The sequence below is a fragment of the Massilia sp. ST3 genome (assembly GCF_018119405.1).
In the GTDB taxonomy this organism is placed as follows: Bacteria; Pseudomonadota; Gammaproteobacteria; order Burkholderiales; family Burkholderiaceae_D; genus Telluria.
The window spans coordinates 1-16,753 of sequence record NZ_JAGPWC010000007.1 but is presented as its reverse complement, the minus strand read 5'-3'; the positions used below and the strand labels follow the sequence as shown (position 1 = coordinate 16,753).

The 16,753-nt window shown below is 65.1% G+C and carries 14 protein-coding genes; 4 read left to right on the top strand and 10 right to left on the bottom strand.

The features are described from left to right. Positions 1–3: 3 nt before the first annotated feature. The gene (locus KBW98_RS03785) at positions 4–1,161 is read left to right on the top strand and encodes an iron-containing alcohol dehydrogenase (RefSeq protein ID WP_211518799.1); all 1,158 of its coding nucleotides are present in this window, start codon (positions 4–6) and stop codon (positions 1,159–1,161) included. On the opposite strand, the gene KBW98_RS03780 is transcribed toward KBW98_RS03785, so the two are convergent. The 8 genes from KBW98_RS03780 to KBW98_RS03745 all read right to left on the bottom strand — a co-directional run bounded on the left by KBW98_RS03780 (position 1,156) and on the right by KBW98_RS03745 (position 8,988). Beyond that, the gene (locus KBW98_RS03780; RefSeq protein ID WP_211518798.1) at positions 1,156–1,983 is read right to left on the bottom strand and encodes an alpha/beta fold hydrolase; all 828 of its coding nucleotides are present in this window, start codon (positions 1,981–1,983) and stop codon (positions 1,156–1,158) included. The genes KBW98_RS03785 and KBW98_RS03780 overlap by 6 nt on opposite strands. Positions 1,984–2,018: 35 nt before the next feature. Then, entirely contained in the window at positions 2,019–2,996 is a 978-nt protein-coding gene (locus tag KBW98_RS03775; protein ID WP_211518797.1) for a branched-chain amino acid ABC transporter permease, read from the bottom strand. A 1-nt stretch (position 2,997) separates the two neighbouring features. Continuing rightward, positions 2,998–3,882 (bottom strand): branched-chain amino acid ABC transporter permease, encoded by an 885-nt coding sequence (locus KBW98_RS03770; RefSeq protein ID WP_211518796.1) that lies wholly within the window; start codon positions 3,880–3,882, stop codon positions 2,998–3,000. Between the two features lie 105 nt (positions 3,883–3,987). Next, positions 3,988–5,196, bottom strand: coding sequence for an ABC transporter substrate-binding protein (locus tag KBW98_RS03765; RefSeq protein WP_211518795.1), 1,209 nt, complete (start codon positions 5,194–5,196; stop codon positions 3,988–3,990). Positions 5,197–5,222: 26 nt separating this feature from the next. After that, complete coding sequence (locus tag KBW98_RS03760) at positions 5,223–5,930, bottom strand: ABC transporter ATP-binding protein (protein ID WP_211518794.1); 708 nt, start codon at positions 5,928–5,930, stop codon at positions 5,223–5,225. Next, on the bottom strand, positions 5,927–6,700 hold the full coding sequence (locus KBW98_RS03755; protein WP_211518793.1) for an ABC transporter ATP-binding protein: 774 nt from the start codon (positions 6,698–6,700) through the stop codon (positions 5,927–5,929). Before KBW98_RS03755 ends, KBW98_RS03760 begins: the two co-directional genes overlap by 4 nt. Before the next feature lie 182 nt (positions 6,701–6,882). Further along, entirely contained in the window at positions 6,883–8,517 is a 1,635-nt protein-coding gene (locus KBW98_RS03750; RefSeq protein ID WP_211518792.1) for a GMC family oxidoreductase, read from the bottom strand. A 144-nt stretch (positions 8,518–8,661) separates the two neighbouring features. Then, positions 8,662–8,988 carry a hypothetical protein gene (locus tag KBW98_RS03745; RefSeq protein ID WP_211518791.1) on the bottom strand — a complete coding sequence of 109 codons (327 nt, stop codon included), beginning with the start codon at positions 8,986–8,988 and terminating at the stop codon, positions 8,662–8,664. 779 nt (positions 8,989–9,767) lie between these two features. Between KBW98_RS03745 and aac(6') the strand changes: the two genes are divergently transcribed. Then, positions 9,768–10,244: an aminoglycoside 6'-N-acetyltransferase gene (aac(6'), locus tag KBW98_RS03740; RefSeq protein ID WP_211518790.1), complete on the top strand. Its 477-nt coding sequence runs from the start codon at positions 9,768–9,770 to the stop codon at positions 10,242–10,244. After that, positions 10,235–11,029, top strand: coding sequence for a 5'-methylthioadenosine/adenosylhomocysteine nucleosidase (locus tag KBW98_RS03735; RefSeq protein WP_211518789.1), 795 nt, complete (start codon positions 10,235–10,237; stop codon positions 11,027–11,029). Before aac(6') ends, KBW98_RS03735 begins: the two co-directional genes overlap by 10 nt. Here KBW98_RS03735 and ald read toward each other — a convergent pair. After that, complete coding sequence (gene ald / locus KBW98_RS03730; RefSeq protein ID WP_211518788.1) at positions 10,999–12,114, bottom strand: alanine dehydrogenase; 1,116 nt, start codon at positions 12,112–12,114, stop codon at positions 10,999–11,001. The genes KBW98_RS03735 and ald overlap by 31 nt on opposite strands. Before the next feature lie 203 nt (positions 12,115–12,317). After that, positions 12,318–15,971 carry a trifunctional transcriptional regulator/proline dehydrogenase/L-glutamate gamma-semialdehyde dehydrogenase gene (gene putA, locus KBW98_RS03725; protein WP_211518787.1) on the bottom strand — a complete coding sequence of 1,218 codons (3,654 nt, stop codon included), beginning with the start codon at positions 15,969–15,971 and terminating at the stop codon, positions 12,318–12,320. Positions 15,972–16,184: 213 nt separating this feature from the next. Here putA and KBW98_RS03720 point away from each other — a divergent pair, with 213 nt between their 5' ends. Then, positions 16,185–16,640: an Lrp/AsnC ligand binding domain-containing protein gene (locus KBW98_RS03720; RefSeq protein ID WP_211518786.1), complete on the top strand. Its 456-nt coding sequence runs from the start codon at positions 16,185–16,187 to the stop codon at positions 16,638–16,640. The last annotated feature ends 113 nt before the right edge of the window (positions 16,641–16,753 follow it).

Genomic DNA, 16,753 nt, shown 5'->3' with positions numbered 1-16,753 from the left:
AGCATGACCGCTTTCGCCTTCAGCACCGTCGCCAGCATCCTGTCCGAACCGGGCGCCAGCGCCAGGCTGGGAACCCTGATCGCCGAACGCTTTCCACGATCGAGGCGCCCTCTCCTCGTCACCGACGCCGGCTTCCTGCGCACAGGCCTGATGGAGCCCGCCCGCGCGGACCTGCAGCGCCAGGGCATGCTGCCCGCCGTGTTCGCCGAGGTCGTCGCCGACCCACCAGAAGCCGTCGTGCTGCAGGCCGTGGAGGCCGCACGCCGGCACGGGGCCGACCTGGTAATCGGCTTCGGCGGCGGCAGTTCGATGGATGTCGCCAAGCTGGTCGCGGTGCTTGCGGAGAGCAGCCAGGCCCTTGCGGATATCTACGGCATCGGCAAGGTCAGCGGAAACAGACTGTCCCTGGTCCAGGTTCCAACCACGGCCGGCACCGGTTCGGAAGTGACCAACATCGCCATCGTCACCACCGGCGCCACCACCAAGACCGGTATCGTGGCGCCCCAGCTCTACGCCGACCTCGCCGTGCTCGACGCCAGCCTGACCCTCGGCCTGCCGCCGAAAGTCACGGCCGCCACGGGCATCGACGCCATGGTGCATGCGATCGAGGCCTATACCAGCCGGCACAAGAAGAACCCGCTGTCCGACGCACTGGCCCGGGAGGCCTTGGGGTTGCTGTCACGCAATCTGCTGCCCGCCTGCGAACGCGGCCACGACTTGCAGGCGCGGCAGGCCATGCTGCTGGGCGCGTGCCTGGCCGGACAGGCGTTTTCGAATGCGCCGGTGGCGGCAGTCCACGCGCTGGCCTATCCGATTGGCGGCATCTTCCACGTGCCGCACGGGCTGTCGAACTCGCTCGTCCTTCCTCACGTCCTCGCATTCAACCTGCCCCAAGCTGAATCGAGCTACGCGGAACTGGCGGACATCGCCGTTCCCCATGCAAGCGGCAGTCATGAAGCGCGGGCGCACGCCCTCATTGTTGCGGCGCAACAAACAGCGGAGAGGACGGGGATCGAGACCAGCCTGCGCCAGGTTGGCATCGCCGAATCCGACCTCGACCGGCTGGCGGACGATGCGATGCTGCAAACCAGGCTATTGGGAAACAACCCGCGCGAAATGACGCGCGAGCATGCGCGGGCGATCTATGCGGCCGCGCTATGAGCGCGCGCCGGACAGGAACTCGATCAGGAGCGCATTGACCTTGTCCGTGGCGGACAGCTGCATCCAGTGCCCCACGTTGTCCAGGCGCTCATAGCGGAATCCGGCGCGGCAGTATTCGGCGGAATCGAGCATCTGCTTTTCGCCGAGCGCCGGGTCGCGGTCGCTCCAGACGCCCATCACCGGCACTTCGACCGGGCTCCAGCGGCGCGCCGAGCCCAGCTTGAGGTTGGCGCGGTAGTAGTTGAGCGCCGCAGTCAGGCGCCCTTCCGGCTCGAGCGCCGCCAGCCATAGCTGCTGCTGTTCCTTGTTGCGCGTCAGCTGGCGCAGGAAGAACCAGTCGTTGGCCTTGATCGCCTGCTCGGCGACGACCGGCATCAGGAAGCCCTGGATGTACCAGAAGCGCATCTGCTGCTCCACGCCCGCGTTGGCGATCGCCGCCGGATGGCCGGTCGACAGGGCGACGAAACGCTCGACGCGGTGCGGCGCATCCATGCAGACCTGCCAGCCGACCAGACCGCCCCAGTCGTGGCCCACGAGCGTGGCCTTCTCGATCCCGAGCACGTCCATCAGGCCGAGCACGTCGGCGCGCAGGAATTCGATGGCGTAGGCGCCGGTACTGGACGGCGCTTCGGTCTTGCCGTAGCCGCGCAGGTCGGGCGCGATGACCCGGAAGCCGGCCGCGGCCAGGGCCGGGATCTGCTTGCGCCAGATGATGTGGGTATCAGGGAAACCGTGGAGCAGCAGCACGGGCGGTCCTTCCCCCATGCTCACGTAATGCATGTCCAGACCGTTGACCGTGGCGTGATGCGATTCGAAACCCATGCTTTTCCCGAAGCAGCGCGTGGAGACCAGGCTGCTCAGGCGTTCGCTTTGGGCTTCTTGGCGAGCAGAGCAGCAATTTCTCCCACAATACCACGGCGGAACGAGAGGACACAGACAATAAAGATCAGGCCGGTGACCATCCCGACCGACTCGCCCAGCGCGCCGAACCAGGCGATCCCGAGCGACTCCGACAGCCAGGCGCCGAGGTCGCCCAGCTTGTTTTCCAGGGCGATGATGAGGAAGGCGCCGAGCACCGGCCCGGCAAGCGTTCCCATGCCCCCTACGAGCGTCATCAGGACCACCAGGCCCGACATGGTCCAGTGCACGTCGGTAAGCGTCTCGAAGCCCAATACGACCGTCTTGGTGGCGCCTGCGAGCCCTGCCAGGGCCGCGGACAGGACGAAGGCCAGCAGCTTGTAGCGGTCGACCTCGTAGCCCAGGGAAACGGCGCGCGCCTCGTTCTCCTTGATCGCCTTGAGCACCTGGCCGAAGGGCGAGTGCACGGTGCGCAGGATCAGCGCGAAGCCGGCCGCGAACAGCGCCAGCACCACGTAGTACATGACCAGGTCATTCGACAGGTCCAGCGCCCCGAACAGGCGCCCGCGCGGCACGCCCTGCAGGCCGTCCTCGCCATGGGTGAAGGGCGAGCGCAGGGCCGCAAAATACACCATCTGGGCCAGCGCCAGGGTGATCATCGAGAAGTAGATGCCCTGCCGGCGGATCGCCAGCGCCCCGATCACCAGGCCGAGCAGGCTGCTGGCCAGCACGCCGAGCACGATGCCGAGTTCGGTCGGCAGGCCGACCACGGTCAGCATGTGCCCGGTCACGTAGCCTGCGCTGCCGAAAAAAGCGGCATGGCCGAAAGACAGCAGGCCGGTGAAGCCGATCAGCAGGTTGAAGGCGCAGGCGAACAGGGCGAAGCACAGCAGCTTCATCAGGAACACGGGATAGGCGAAGTAAGGCGCCGCCAGCGCCGCCGCGAGGAAGACCAGGTAGACGATTTTCTTGTTCATCTCATTTTTCCTTGCCGAACAGCCCGGCCGGGCGCAGCAGCAGCACGATGACCATCACGACGAACACCACCACTTCCGAGCCTTCCGGATAGAACACCCGGGTCAGCCCCTCGATCACGCCCAGCCCCAGGCCGGTGAGGATGGAGCCGAGGATCGAGCCCATGCCGCCGATCACGACCACGGCGAACACGACGATGATCAGGTTCGAGCCCATCAGCGGCGTCACGTTGATCACAGGCGCCGCCAGCACGCCCGCCAGGCCCGCCAGCGCCACCCCGAAGCCATAGGTTAGGGTGACCATCAGCGGCACGTTGACGCCGAAGGCCTCGACCAGCTTGGGGTTCTCGGTGCCGGCGCGCAGGTAGGCGCCCAGGCGGGTCTTTTCGATCACGAACCAGGTGCCCAGGCAGACCACCACCGAGGCGACGACCACCCAGGCGCGGTAGTTGGGCAGGATCATGAAGCCGAGGTCGGTAGCGCCGGCCAGCTGTTCCGGCACGTCCAGGGTCTGGCCGGAGACGCCGAAGAAGGAGCGGAACACGCCTTCCAGCAGCAGGGTGATGCCGAAGGTCAGCAGCAGGCCGTAGAGGTGGTCGAGCTTGTACAGCCAGCGCAGCATGCTGCGCTCGACCAGGATGCCGAAGGCGCCCACCAGCAGCGGGGCCAGCAGGAGCATCATCCAGTAGTTCAGGCCGAAGCTGGACACGCCGATGTAGGCGGCGAAGGCGCCCACCATGTACAGGGCGCCGTGCGAGAAGTTGATGACGTTGAGCAGGCCGAAGATGACGGCCAGGCCCAGCGAGAGCATGGCGTAGAAGGAGCCGTTGACCAGGCCCAGCAGGAGCTGGCTCATCAGGGCTTGGAGGGGGATGCCGAAGATTTCCATGGAGTTGCTTCTATGAGCGCTGCGGGTGTGCTGGGAAACTTGGGCCCCCGCCTGCGCGGGGGTGACGTTTTTACGCTAACGCTGCAATGAGCGTTAGCGAAACGCTTACTTCCACAAAGAGCACTTGGTTTCGGCCTTCTTGGTGTAGGCCTGGTCGCCCGGGATGGTGGCGACGACCTTGTAGTAGTCCCAGGGGTACTTCGATTCCGCCGGTTTCTTGACCTGCATCAGGTACATGTCGTGGACCATGCGGCCGTCCGGGCGGATGCTGCCGTTCTTGGCGAACATGTCGTTGACCGGGGTCTTCTTCATGTGGGCGATCACCTTGTCGGCGTCGTCGGTGCCGGTGGCCTTGACCGCGTTCAGGAACTGGGTCGCGGCCGAATAGTCGCCCGCCTGCAGCATCGAGGGCTGCTTCTTCATCTTGGCGAAGTAGCGCTTCGACCAGGCGCGGGTGTCGGCATTCATGTCCCAGTACCAGCCGTCGGTCAGGTACATGCCCTGGGTGGTGTTCAGGCCCAGGGTGTGGATATCGTTGATGAACACCAGCAGGCCGGCCAGCTTCATCTTCTTCGACAGGCCGAACTCGTTGGCCGCCTTGACCGCGTTGATCATGTCGCCGCCTGCGTTGGCCAGGCCCAGCACCTGCGCCTTGGACGACTGCGCCTGCAGCAGGAAGGACGAGAAGTCCGAAGCCGACAGCGGGTGCTTGACGCTGCCCACCACGGTGCCGCCGTTGGCCTTGACCACGTCGGCGGTGTCCTTCTCGAGCGACTGGCCGAAGGCATAGTCGGCGGTCATGAAGTACCAGGACTTGCCGCCCTGCTTGAGCATGGTGGCGCCGGTGCCGCGCGCCAGCGCCACGGTGTCGTAGGCGTAGTGCACGGTATAGGGCGTGCACTGCTCGTTGGTCAGCTGGGCCGTGCCCGAGCCGATCGCGATGAAGACCTTTTTCTTTTCCGCCGCGACCTTGGCCATGGCCAGGCTGGCGCCCGAGTTGGTGCCGCCGATCAGGAGATCGACGCCCTGCTGGTCGAACCATTCGCGCGCCTTGGAGGCCGCGATGTCGGGCTTGTTCTGGTGGTCGGCGGTGATCAAGTGGATCTTCTTGCCGTTGATGGCCCCGCCGGCGTCGGCGATCGCCATCTGGATCGCTTCGATGCCGCCCTTGCCGTCGACGTCCGAATACACGCCGGACAGGTCGGTGATGAAGCCGATCTTGATCACGTCGCCCGAGATCTGGGCCTGGGCGGGCAGGGAAACGCCGGCACTGGCGGCGAGGGTGAGGGCCAGGGGGATGGCACGCAGTTTCATACTTGTCTCCGTTCTGTTCTGAGAAATCACACACCCAGGAGCTCGGTCAGCACCGGCATCCTGGCTTCGAGTTCGGCCGAGGCGATCGTCTCGACGACCTGGCCATGCTCCACCACGTAAAAACGGTCCGCCAGCTTGGCCGCGAAGCGGAAATTCTGTTCCACCATGACGATGGTGTAGCCCTTGGACTTGAGGGTCGTGATCATGCGCGCCAGGGCCTGCACGATCACCGGCGCCAGCCCTTCCGAGATCTCGTCCAGCAGCAGCAGGCGCGCGCCGGTGCGCAGGATGCGCGCCACCGCCAGCATCTGCTGCTCGCCGCCGGACAGGCGGGTGCCCTGGCTGTGGCGGCGCTCGTAGAGGTTGGGGAACATGGCGTAGATCTCGTCCACGCTCATGCCTCCCGCGCTGCCGCTCAGGCGCGGCGGCAGCATCAGGTTTTCCTCGGTCGACAGGGACGAGAAGATGCCCCGCTCTTCCGGGCAATAGCCGATCCCGAGGTGGGCGATGCGGTGGGTCGGCAGGCCGATCGCCTCCACCCCATTAACCCGGATCGCGCCGCTGCGCCGTCCCGTCAGGCCCATGATGGCGCGCAAGGTGGTGGTGCGGCCGGCGCCGTTGCGGCCCAGCAGGGTGACAACTTCGCCCGGGTTCACGCTCAGGCTGATGCCGTGCAGGATGTGCGATTCGCCGTACCAGGCGTGCAGGTCGCGGATCTCGAGTGCGGGGCTCATCCGTGCGCTCCCTGCAGCTCGGCGTCGGTGGTGCCCATGTAGGCCTCCATGACCTGCGGATTGCGCGCCACCTCGGCGTAGCTGCCCTCTGCCAGCAGCGCCCCGCGCTGGAGCACCGAGATGCGGTCGCAGATGCCCGACACGACGTTCATGTTGTGCTCGACCATCAGGATGGTGCGCCCTGCCGAGACCTTCTTGATCAGTTCGGTGACCCTGTGGACATCTTCATGGCCCATGCCCTGGGTCGGCTCGTCCAGCAGCATCAGTTCCGGTTCCATGGCCAGGGTCGTGGCGATCTCGAGCGCCCGCTTGCGGCCGTAAGGCAGGTCGGCCGTCAGCACGTCCGCGTAGCCCTCCAGGCCGACCTCGGCCAGCAGTTCCATGGCGCGCCCGTTCAGGCTCTCCAGCGAGCGTTCGCTGCGCCAGAAGTGGAAGCTGGTGCCGAGCCGGCGCTGCAGGCCGATACGCACGTTCTCGAGCACGCTCAGGTGGGGAAAGACGGCCGAGATCTGGAAGGAGCGGATCACGCCCATGCGGGCGATCTGGGCGGGACGGGCGCCCGTGATGTCCTTGCCGTTGAACAGGATATGGCCGGAACTCGGCACCAGGAATTTGGTGAGAAGATTGAAACAGGTGGTCTTGCCGGCGCCATTGGGGCCGATCAGCGCGTGGATATGGCCGCGCTGGACCTTGAGGTTGACGTTGCTAACTGCCGTGAATCCCTTGAATTCCTTGGTCAGATCCCTTGTCTCCAGGATGACGTCCGCCATTGGCTCTCCCAGGTACTACTGTGAAGGCAACATTGCTCAACAAATAATACCCACAAGGCCAGGCGCTCACAATACGCCAGCGCTAGCGTGTGCATGTTTCATGCCCCAAGGGCACGCAAGCCGGGTGTGCAGTTTTGCACAGGCAATCCCCGGGCTATGCACGCATTTATGCACAGACTTATTCACGTCTCCTGCGCAAGATTGCCCAGTATGTCGGCGGCCGCCTTTTCGGCGATCATGATGGTGGGCGAATTCGTGTTGCCCGAGGTGATGAAGGGCATGATCGAGGCGTCCACCACGCGCAGCCCGCGCACACCGCGTACCCGGAGCCGGCTGTCGACCACGGCCAGCGGATCGCCGGCGCTGCCCATGCGGCAGGTGCCGACCGGGTGGAAGATCGTGGTGCCGATCATGCCGGCGGCCCGGGCCAGCTCTTCTTCGGTCTGGTAGGCCGGACCGGGCAGGTATTCCTGCGGCTGGTAGCGCGCCAGGCCGGGCGCGGCCACGATGCGGCGCGTCAGCTTGAGGGCGGCCGCGGCGGTCTGGCGGTCGGCCTCGGTACTGAGGTAGTTCGGCGTGATCTTCGGCGCCGCGTAGCTGTCGCCGGATGCGATGCGCACATGCCCGCGCGAGGTCGGCTTCAGGTTGCACACGCTCGCCGTGAAGGCGGGAAAACGGTGCAGCGGGTCGCCGAACTTGTCCAGCGACAGCGGCTGGACGTGGAATTGCAGGTCCGGCGCCTGCATTCCGGGCCGCGAGCAGGCGAATGCGCCCAGCTGCGACGGCGCCATCGACATCGGACCGCTGCGCATCAAGGCGTATTCGAGGCCGATCCATGCTTTGCCGAACCAGTTGCCGGCCCGCGTATTCAATGTCGGCGCGCCCTTGATCTTGAAGATCATGCGCAACTGCAGGTGGTCCTGCAGGTTCTCGCCCACGCCCGGCGCATCGACCAGGGGCGCGACACCGTGTTCGTGCAAGAGCGCCGCCGGCCCGATGCCCGACAGCTGCAGGATCTGGGGCGAGCCGATCGCGCCCGCCGCCAGCAGCACTTCGCGCCGGGCCGAAGCGGTGAAGGCGCGGCCGCCGCCGGTGAACTGCACGCCACTGCAAAGCTTGTCCTGCTCCGTGTCCCCGAACAGCAGGCGCTCGACGTGGCAGCCGGTCATCACGGTCAGGTTCTCGCGCTGGGCCGCCGGCGTGAGGAAGGCACGCGCCGTATTGAGGCGGATGCCGCGGCGCTGGTTGACCTCGAAATAGGCGGAACCTTCGCCGCCGCCCGCGTTCAGGTCGCCGATCTTGGGAATCCCCTCTTGTTCGGCAGCATCGCGGAAGGCGTCCAGGATCTTCCACGACAGACGCTGGCGCTCGACCCGCCATTCGCCGCCGGCGCCGTGGACCTCGCTGGCGCCGCCATGGTGGTCTTCGCTGCGCTTGAACAGCGGCAGCACCTGCTCCCAGCGCCAGGATGGATCGTCCGTCACCTCGGCCCAGCGGTCGTAGTCGGTCTTCTGGCCGCGCATGTAGATCATGCCGTTGATCGACGAGCTGCCGCCCAGCACCTTGCCGCGCGGGTAGATCAGCGAGCGGCCGCCCAGGCCGGCATCCGGCTCGGTCCGGAACAGCCAGTCGGTGCGCGGATTGCCGATGCAGTGCAGGTAGCCGACCGGGATGTGGATCCACAGGTAGTCGTCGCGGCCGCCGGCCTCGATGAGCAGAACCTTGAGCTCCTTGTTCGCCGTGAGCCGGTTGGCCAGCACGCAGCCGGAGGTACCCGCCCCGACGATGATGTAGTCGTAGTCGCCAGCCGACTCCATGCGCCTACGCCGTCCGAATGCGCATGCCGCCGGGCTCCGGCATGCAAAAAACGGGCGACAACGATAGCGCAGCGAAGTCCAAACTTGCCTCCGACCGTGGTTCGATGGATGGAGCTTACCAGATCGACACCGGAAGTCTAGAGCTCATCTGTGGATAACAGGCTTGATATCCACAGGTATCGTTTGTGTAAAACTCGGCTTTTCTACACAGGCAAAAATCTTGTCCAGATTTGCCACCAAGAACTTTGTGCAGCAGTGCACCGGCTTATCCGGCGCGTAAACCGCTGATTCTTTGCGCGTTAACCGGTTTGTCCACAGGAAGGGGCCGCCGTTAACCACTACTACCAACGTGGTATACAGATCTGGTTGTAAACCCGAGTAGCTTCCGAAAAATTTTTTTTTATGCTCGGCTGTTGCAACTTTGCACATCCCTGCATCTTCATTTGCCAGTTTCGCGAACCTCTCAGCCAACTCCCTCGATGCAAGTAAAAATCGCCCGAGCCTGCACGCTCTGTGGAAAACAGCATGCATATCCACAGGATCGAATGTGCAAAAACGGCGGTTTACCAAGACCGCCCGATTTCTATCCACGTTTCCTACAACGCAAAGACAAGTCTTGTCCCGCAGGTTAACGCGGCCGTAAACGGTTGATCTTGTGGAAAAAACCGGGTTTATCCACAAACGATGGGCCGTTTACTATCACTACCAACTTTGTATACATACTTTTAGATACAACAACAAAAGCATTCCGCTTTCGTGTCCCTGGTCCAAAAACCGCAACGGCATCTCGAACAAAAAACGTCTGCCAAAAAAAGAAGCATGCGCTGTCGGTCTTTGGCTGAAGCGCAGACAGCCGCCAATCCGTTTTGCTGCTGGTCGTCCGAACTCGATCGCGCTTCCCCAGGTCTGCAGCCCATAACACGCGGCTGCGTGATCAGCGCTGTGGAAAAGCTGCTGCATATCCACAGGATCAGATGTGCAGAACAAGCGCTTCGAAGACATGGCCGTTTTTTGTCCACGTTTCGTGCAAGCCAGGCGCAAGTCTTGTCCAGCAGGTAAACGGACGCGTAAACGATTGATACTGTGGAGTAAACCGATCTTATCCACAGAGACTTGGCCGTTTACTATCACTACCAACTTTGTATACACATTCTTTAGGTAAACAACAGAAGCAAAAGCCGCGCAAACAGCCGCCAGGACGATGTGCTTCTGCTAATCTCCGAGGCTAAGTCACCACGCCGAGTCTCCACATGACCACCATCAAGCGCTGTACAAGCCCGGAACAAGCCGGCTGGCTCGCGCTGCGCATGGCCTTATGGCCTGCGGATAGCAGCGAACACCTGCCTGAAATGCGGGACTGCTGTGCACAACCTGCGCGTTATGCACAGTTCCTTGCCTATTCCGACACCGGCGAAGCCCAGGGACTGGTCGAAATCGCGCTCAGGAGCGATTACGTGAACGGCACCGACAGCTCGCCGGTTGGTTTCCTGGAAGGCTTGTACGTCGCTCCAGGCTTCCGCAAGCAGGGTATCGCCCGTCTATTGGTCGAAAAAGCCCAGCAATGGGCGCGCGAACAGGGTTGCAGCGAGCTGGCGTCCGACGCGCTGCTGGACAATACGGCCAGCCATGCCATGCACCTGGCGCTGGGATTCGCCGAAACCGAACGCGTGGTGTACTTCCGCAAACCGCTCCAGACCACCGATAAAGACGAAAAAACATGCGATTAGGGATCATCAGCGCACTGCACGAAGAACAGGCAGGGCTCGTAGAAGCCATGAGAGGGCCCTCCAGGCTCATCCATGGCATGCGCGACTACGTTGCCGGACAACTGTGGGAAATCGACGCTGTGTGCGTTTTATCGCGAATTGGAAAGGTTGCGGCCGCCATGACCGCGACAACGCTTGTGGAGAAGTTCGGAGTTACCCACATCCTCTTCACCGGCGTGGCCGGCGCGGGGGACAAGACGGTGCAGGTGGGCGACATCGTGGTGGCGGAATCGCTGGTCCAGCACGACATGGATGCGAGTCCCCTGTTTCCCCGCTTCGAAGTGCCCTTGACCGGGCAAACCCACTTCCAGCCCGATGCGCCGCTGTCGATGCGCCTGGTGGGGGCGGCCCAGGATTTCCTCGAGCTGGACTTCCTCGACGCGGTCGGCGAAGGAGAACGGCGCGCCTTCGGGCTCGCGCGGCCGCGCGTGCACCGCGGCCTGGTGGCCAGCGGCGACCAGTTCGTGAACGACCGGCTGCGCCTGGAAGCGATGAACGGCGCCCTGCCCGGGCTGGTGGCGGTGGAGATGGAAGGCGCAGCCGTGGCCCAGGTATGCCATGAGCTGGGTGTGCCCTGCGCCGTGATCCGGGCGATTTCCGACAACGCCAATGAAAACGCGGCGCCCGATTTCATGCGTTTCGTGAAATCGATCGCCGCGCAGTATGCCTTCCACATCACCCGGCGCCTGTGCCGGGATTTGAAAGAGGCGCCGCTTCAGCCCAGGAGCGATTCGGCCGGCACGTAGTCGTAGCCCAGGTCGCGCGCCACGGCCTCGTAGGTGACCTTGCCTTGGCAGACGTTCAGGCCATGGCGCAGGTGGACGTCGTCCGCCAGCGCCTTGCGCCAGCCTTTGCTGGCCAGCGCCACGGCGTGGCCGATGGTGGCGTTGTTCAGGGCGAAGGTGGAGGTGCGCGCCACCGCGCCCGGCATGTTCGCCACGCAGTAGTGGATCACGCCGTCCACCACGAAGGTCGGATCGGCATGGGTGGTGGCGTGCGAGGTCTCGAAGCAGCCGCCCTGGTCGATCGCCACGTCCACGATCACCGCGCCCTTCTTCATGTGCGCCACCATGTCGCGGGTGACCAGCTTCGGCGCCGCGGCTCCCGGCACCAGCACGCCGCCGATCACCAGGTCGGCCGACAGCACCGCTTCTTCCAGCGCGTGGGCGTTCGAGTACAGGGTCGAGATGCGGTTGCCGTAGACCAGGTCGAGCTGGCGCAGGCGGTCGACGTTCTTGTCCAGCACCGTCACGCGCGCGCCGAGGCCGACCGCCATCTGCAGCGCATTGGTGCCGACCACGCCGGCGCCGATGATGACCACGTGGCCGGCTTCCACGCCCGGCACGCCGCCCAGCAGCAGGCCCATGCCGCCTTTCGACTTTTCCAGGTGGCTGGCGCCGGCCTGGATGGACATGCGCCCCGCCACTTCACTCATCGGCGCGAGCAGCGGCAGGCCGCCGCCGGAACCGGTGATGGTTTCGTAGGCAATGCAGATGGCGCCCGACTTGACCAGCGCGGCGGTCTGTTCGGGATCGGGAGCCAGGTGGAGGTAGGTGTAGAGCAGCTGGTCCTTGCGCAGCATGGCGCATTCGGCCGCCTGCGGCTCCTTGACCTTCACGATCATTTCCGCGCGCTCGAAGATTTCCTTCGCCGTCTCGACGATGGCGGCGCCGGCCGCCACGTACTGTTCGTCGAGCAGGCCGATCTCCGCGCCCGCGTTCTTCTGCACGAGCACCTGGTGCCCGCGCGCGGTGAGTTCGCGCACGGACGGGGGCGTGAGGCCTACCCGGTATTCGTGGTTCTTGATTTCCTTTGGAACGCCAACCAGCATGTCTACCTCCAATTGTAAGGAGCTATTCGTAGGGTCGGCGGGTCTCCCGCCGACACGATGATCGTTACCGGCGGATCTGCCACCAGGGCCGATCCTGCGACACGTGTCACCGCGTCGGCGGCATAGCCGCCAACCCTACAGCTCTCGTTGTAATACCTCTTTTGCTACCTCGCTTCTTTATTGCGTTGATACATCGTCGATTCTTACAGCCCCAGCGTCATCAGGCTTGCGTTGCCGCCAGCCGCCGTCGTGTTGACGCACACGGCCCGCTCGGCCACCAGGCGCCACAGGTCGATCGCCTCGCCGGCGCTGGTATCCACGATACCCACGATCGCGCCGGGACGCGCGGCCAGCTGCGCGCGCAGCGAGCCGGCCAGCCCGCTCTCCAGCATCGCGACCTGGAATTCTTCCGCGCCCAGTTCCGCCTGGCCGACGAAGCGCACGCGCTCCTTCACCAGCACTGGCAGGTTGGCGGGAATCTCCTGCGCACCGGCCAGCACCAGCGCGCGGTTGCCCGTGGCCAGCGCCGCGGCCAGCTGGTTGAGCAGGCCGGCCGCGGTAGCAGGGGCGCACAGCACCGTGCCGCGCGGGGTGAAGGACAGCTGGTTGCGCTCGCCCGTCGGACCCGGCAGGTCGATGGTCACGCCGGTCAGCGCGGAACGGCCATAGCCTTCGGCCAGCGCCGCGATGTCCTGGTGGCCGCTGCCGCGCAGCCAGCCGAGCAGCGCTTCCAGGCCGGCTTCGGGAGCGCGCTGGTGCTGCATCAAGGGCGCGGCGGCGCGCTGCAGCCGCTTCAGGTAGAGCGGGCCGCCGGCTTTCGGGCCGGTGCCGGACTTGCCTTCGCCGCCGAAAGGCTGCACGCCCACGACCGCGCCGACGATATTCCGGTTCACGTAGATGTTGCCCACGTGTGCACGCTCGACGATGAAGTCGATGGTCTCGTCGATCCGCGAGTGCACGCCCAGGGTCAGGCCGTAGCCGGTGGCGTTGATCGCGTCGATCACCTGCGGCAGCTCGGCGCGGCGGTAGCGCACGACGTGCAGCACCGGGCCGAAGACTTCCTGCTTCAGTTCCGCCAGCGAGGCGATTTCGAGCACGGTCGGCGGCACGAAGGTGCCGCCCGCGTTCACGTCGGCCGGCAGCGCCAGCGCGAAGTGGCTGCGCGCGGTGGCCTTCATGCGCTCGATGTGGGCCAGCAGGTTGCGCTGGGCCTCGGCATCGATCACCGGGCCGATGTCGGTCGCCAGGCGGTCCGGGCTGCCGACAACCAGTTCCTGCATCGCGCCCTTGAGCATCTTGACGGTCTTGTCGGCGATGTCGTCCTGCAGGAACAGCACGCGCAGGGCCGAGCAGCGCTGGCCGGCGCTGTCGAAGGCCGAGCTCAGGACGTCCTGCACCACCTGCTCCGGCAGCGCCGAGGAGTCGACGATCAGGGCGTTCTGGCCGCCGGTCTCGGCCACCAGCGGAATGTCGATGCCTTCTTTTTCGGCACGCGCGGCCAGGGTGCGGTTGATCAGCTGCGCCACTTCGGTGGAGCCGGTGAAGATCACGCCGCGGATGCGGGTATCCGCGGTCAGCGCCGCGCCGACCACTTCGCCGCGGCCTGGCAGCAGCTGCAGGGCCGCGCGCGGGGCGCCCGCTTCGAGGAACAGCTCGACCGCGCGGTGCGCGATCAGCGGGGTCTGTTCGGCCGGCTTGGCCAGCACCACGTTGCCGGCCACCAGGGCGGCGGCCACCTGGCCGGTGAAGATCGCCAGGGGGAAGTTCCACGGGCTGATGCAAGTCACGGGACCGAGGGCGCCGGCAGCTTGCGAGGCGCGCGCCTGCACCGCGTAGTAGCGCAGGAAGTCGACCGCTTCGCGCAGCTCGGCGATCGCGTTCGGCAGCGACTTGCCGGCTTCGCGCACTGCCAGGGCCATCAGCTCGACGCCGTGTTGCTCGAACAGGTCGGCGGTGCGTTCCAGGATCGCGGCGCGCGATGCGGCCGAGGTGGCGGCCCAGTCGCCGGCGAAGGCGGCGGCGGCGGCCAGCGCGGTCTCTACCTCGGCGCGCGAGGCTTCGCGCACGGTGCCGACGATGTCGGCCGATTGGGCCGGGTTGACCACCTTGGCGGTCTCACTGCCTTCGCTGCCGTCGATACTGCCCGCGACCAGCGGCGCGGCCGCGTGCTGGCGCTGCAGGGCCAGGCCTTCGGTCACTTGGCGCAGGATGTCTTCGTTGACCAGGTCGTAGCCGGCGGAATTCTTGCGCTCGGCGCCGAACAGGTCCAGCGGCAGGGCGATCGCCGGGTGCGGACGGGCGCCGTGCAGGCGCGCCTGCTCGAAGGGATCGGCCAGCAGCGAGTCGATCGGCACGCTTTCGTCCACGATCTGGTTCACGAAGGACGAGTTGGCGCCGTTTTCCAGCAGGCGGCGCACCAGGTAGGCGAGCAGGGTTTCGTGCGAGCCGACCGGCGCATAGATGCGGCAGGCCTTGTCCAGCTTGTCCTTGCCGACCACCTGGTCGTACAGGGTCTCGCCCATGCCGTGCAGGCACTGGAATTCGTAGTTGCTGACGCCTTCGGCCTTGGCCCAGGTGTAGATCACCGACAGCGAGTGCGCGTTGTGGGTGGCGAACTGCGGGTAGATCAGGTCGGCGGCGCCAAGCAGCTTGCGTGCGCAGGTGAGGTAGGACACGTCGGTGTACACCTTGCGCGTGTAGACCGGATAGCCCGGCATGCCGTCCACCTGGGCGCGCTTGATCTCGGCGTCCCAATAGGCGCCCTTCACCAGGCGCACCATGAACTTGCGGCCGCTGCGCTTGGCCAGGTCGACCACGAAGTCGATCACGAAGGGGCAGCGCTTCTGGTAGGCCTGGACCACCAGGCCGATGCCTTCGAAGCCGGCCAGGTCAGGGTCGAAGGCAAGTGCTTCCAGCATGTCGAGCGAGATCTCGAGGCGGTCGGCTTCCTCGGCGTCGATGTTGATGCCGATGTTGTACTGCTTGGCCAGCAGGACCAGGCTGCGCACGCGCGGCAGCAGTTCGCCCATCACGCGGGCGTACTGCGCACGGCTGTAGCGCGGGTGCAGGGCCGACAGCTTGATCGAGATGCCCGGGCCGTCCTTGATGCCGCGGCCGTTCGAGGCCTTGCCGATCGCGTGGATCGCGGTTTCGTAGGAAGCGTAGTAGTTCTTCGCATCGCTTTCCGTCAGTGCGGCCTCGCCCAGCATGTCGTAGGAGTAGCGGTAGCCGCGCGTTTCGTTGTCCCGGCTGTTCTTCAGCGCTTCGTCGATGGTCTGGCCGGTGACGAACTGGTTGCCCAGCATGCGCATCGCCAGGTCCACGCCCTTGCGGATCAGCGGTTCGCCGCCCTTGGCGATGAGGCGGGTAATGGCCGAGCCCAGGCCTTTTTCGCTATTCGTGTTCACCAGCTTGCCGGTGATGAGCAGGCCCCAGGTCGCGGCGTTGACGAACAGCGAGGGCGATTCGCCCAGGTGCTTGCGCCAGTCGCCCTTGCTGATCTTGTCGGCGATCAGGCGGTCGGCGGTTTCGCTGTCTGGGATGCGCAGCAGCGCTTCGGCCAGGCACATCAGCGCCACGCCTTCCTCGGACGACAGCGAGAACTCGTGCATCAGCGCGTCCACGCCCGAGGCGCGGGTGCGCTTTTCGCGCACGCTCGAGACCAGGCGGTGCGCCAGCATGTAGGCGTCGCCGTTGGCGCTGGCGCCCTGGGCCAGCAGCCAGTTCACGGCTTCGGTTTCATCGCGGCGGTAGGCGCTGGTGATGGCGGCGCGCAGCGGCGACTGGTCGCGCTTGACTTCGGCCTGGAGCGCATCGAACGGAACAAAGGTGGAGGCCGGGGAAGCGGCAATCTGCATGGTGACTCTTCAATCGAAAAAGGACATCGGGACCACCGCGCAGCAAAAGCGCCGCACCGCAAGGAGGGCGGCCGGCGCATGTCATGACACGGTGAAATGATTCGATTGTAGAAGGAATTCTTCTGGATTAATTCTGTTTTTACGACAGACTAGCAATAGATAGTTTTTGGTGCGACAATCTGACCGAATAATATTTATAACGGAGAGAGACCGATGCTGGACAAGATCAGTAAGAAAATTCTGGCCGAACTGCAGAATGACGGGCGAATCAGCAACGTCGAGCTGGCCGCGCGGGTGAATTTGTCGCCCGCCGCCTGCCTGGAACGGGTGCGCAAGCTGCACGAGTCCGGTTATATCCAGGGCTATACGGCCCAGCTCAATCCCCAGCTGCTGGATGTGTCGCTGCTGGTCTTCATCGAGGTGGTACTGGATCGTACCACTCCTGAGGTCTTCGATGCATTCAAACAGAGCGTGCAGATGATTCCGGAAGTGCTGGAATGCCATATGGTGGCCGGCGGCTTCGACTACCTGGTCAAGGCGCGGGTCAAGGACATGGCGGCTTACCGCGAGTTCCTGGGCAAGACCCTGCTGCAGAAGGGCGTGCGCGAGACGCATACCTATGCGGTGATGGAAGAGGTCAAGAATACGACCAAGCTGCCGATTCGTTGAGCAGCTAACACCGATATGTCGTAGGGTTTGGGGGGGCGCCCCCCCCCCCGCCCCCCCGCCCCGGGGCGGGGGGCCCCGCCCGGGGGGAAACACCCCCGCCCCCCCCCCCGCCC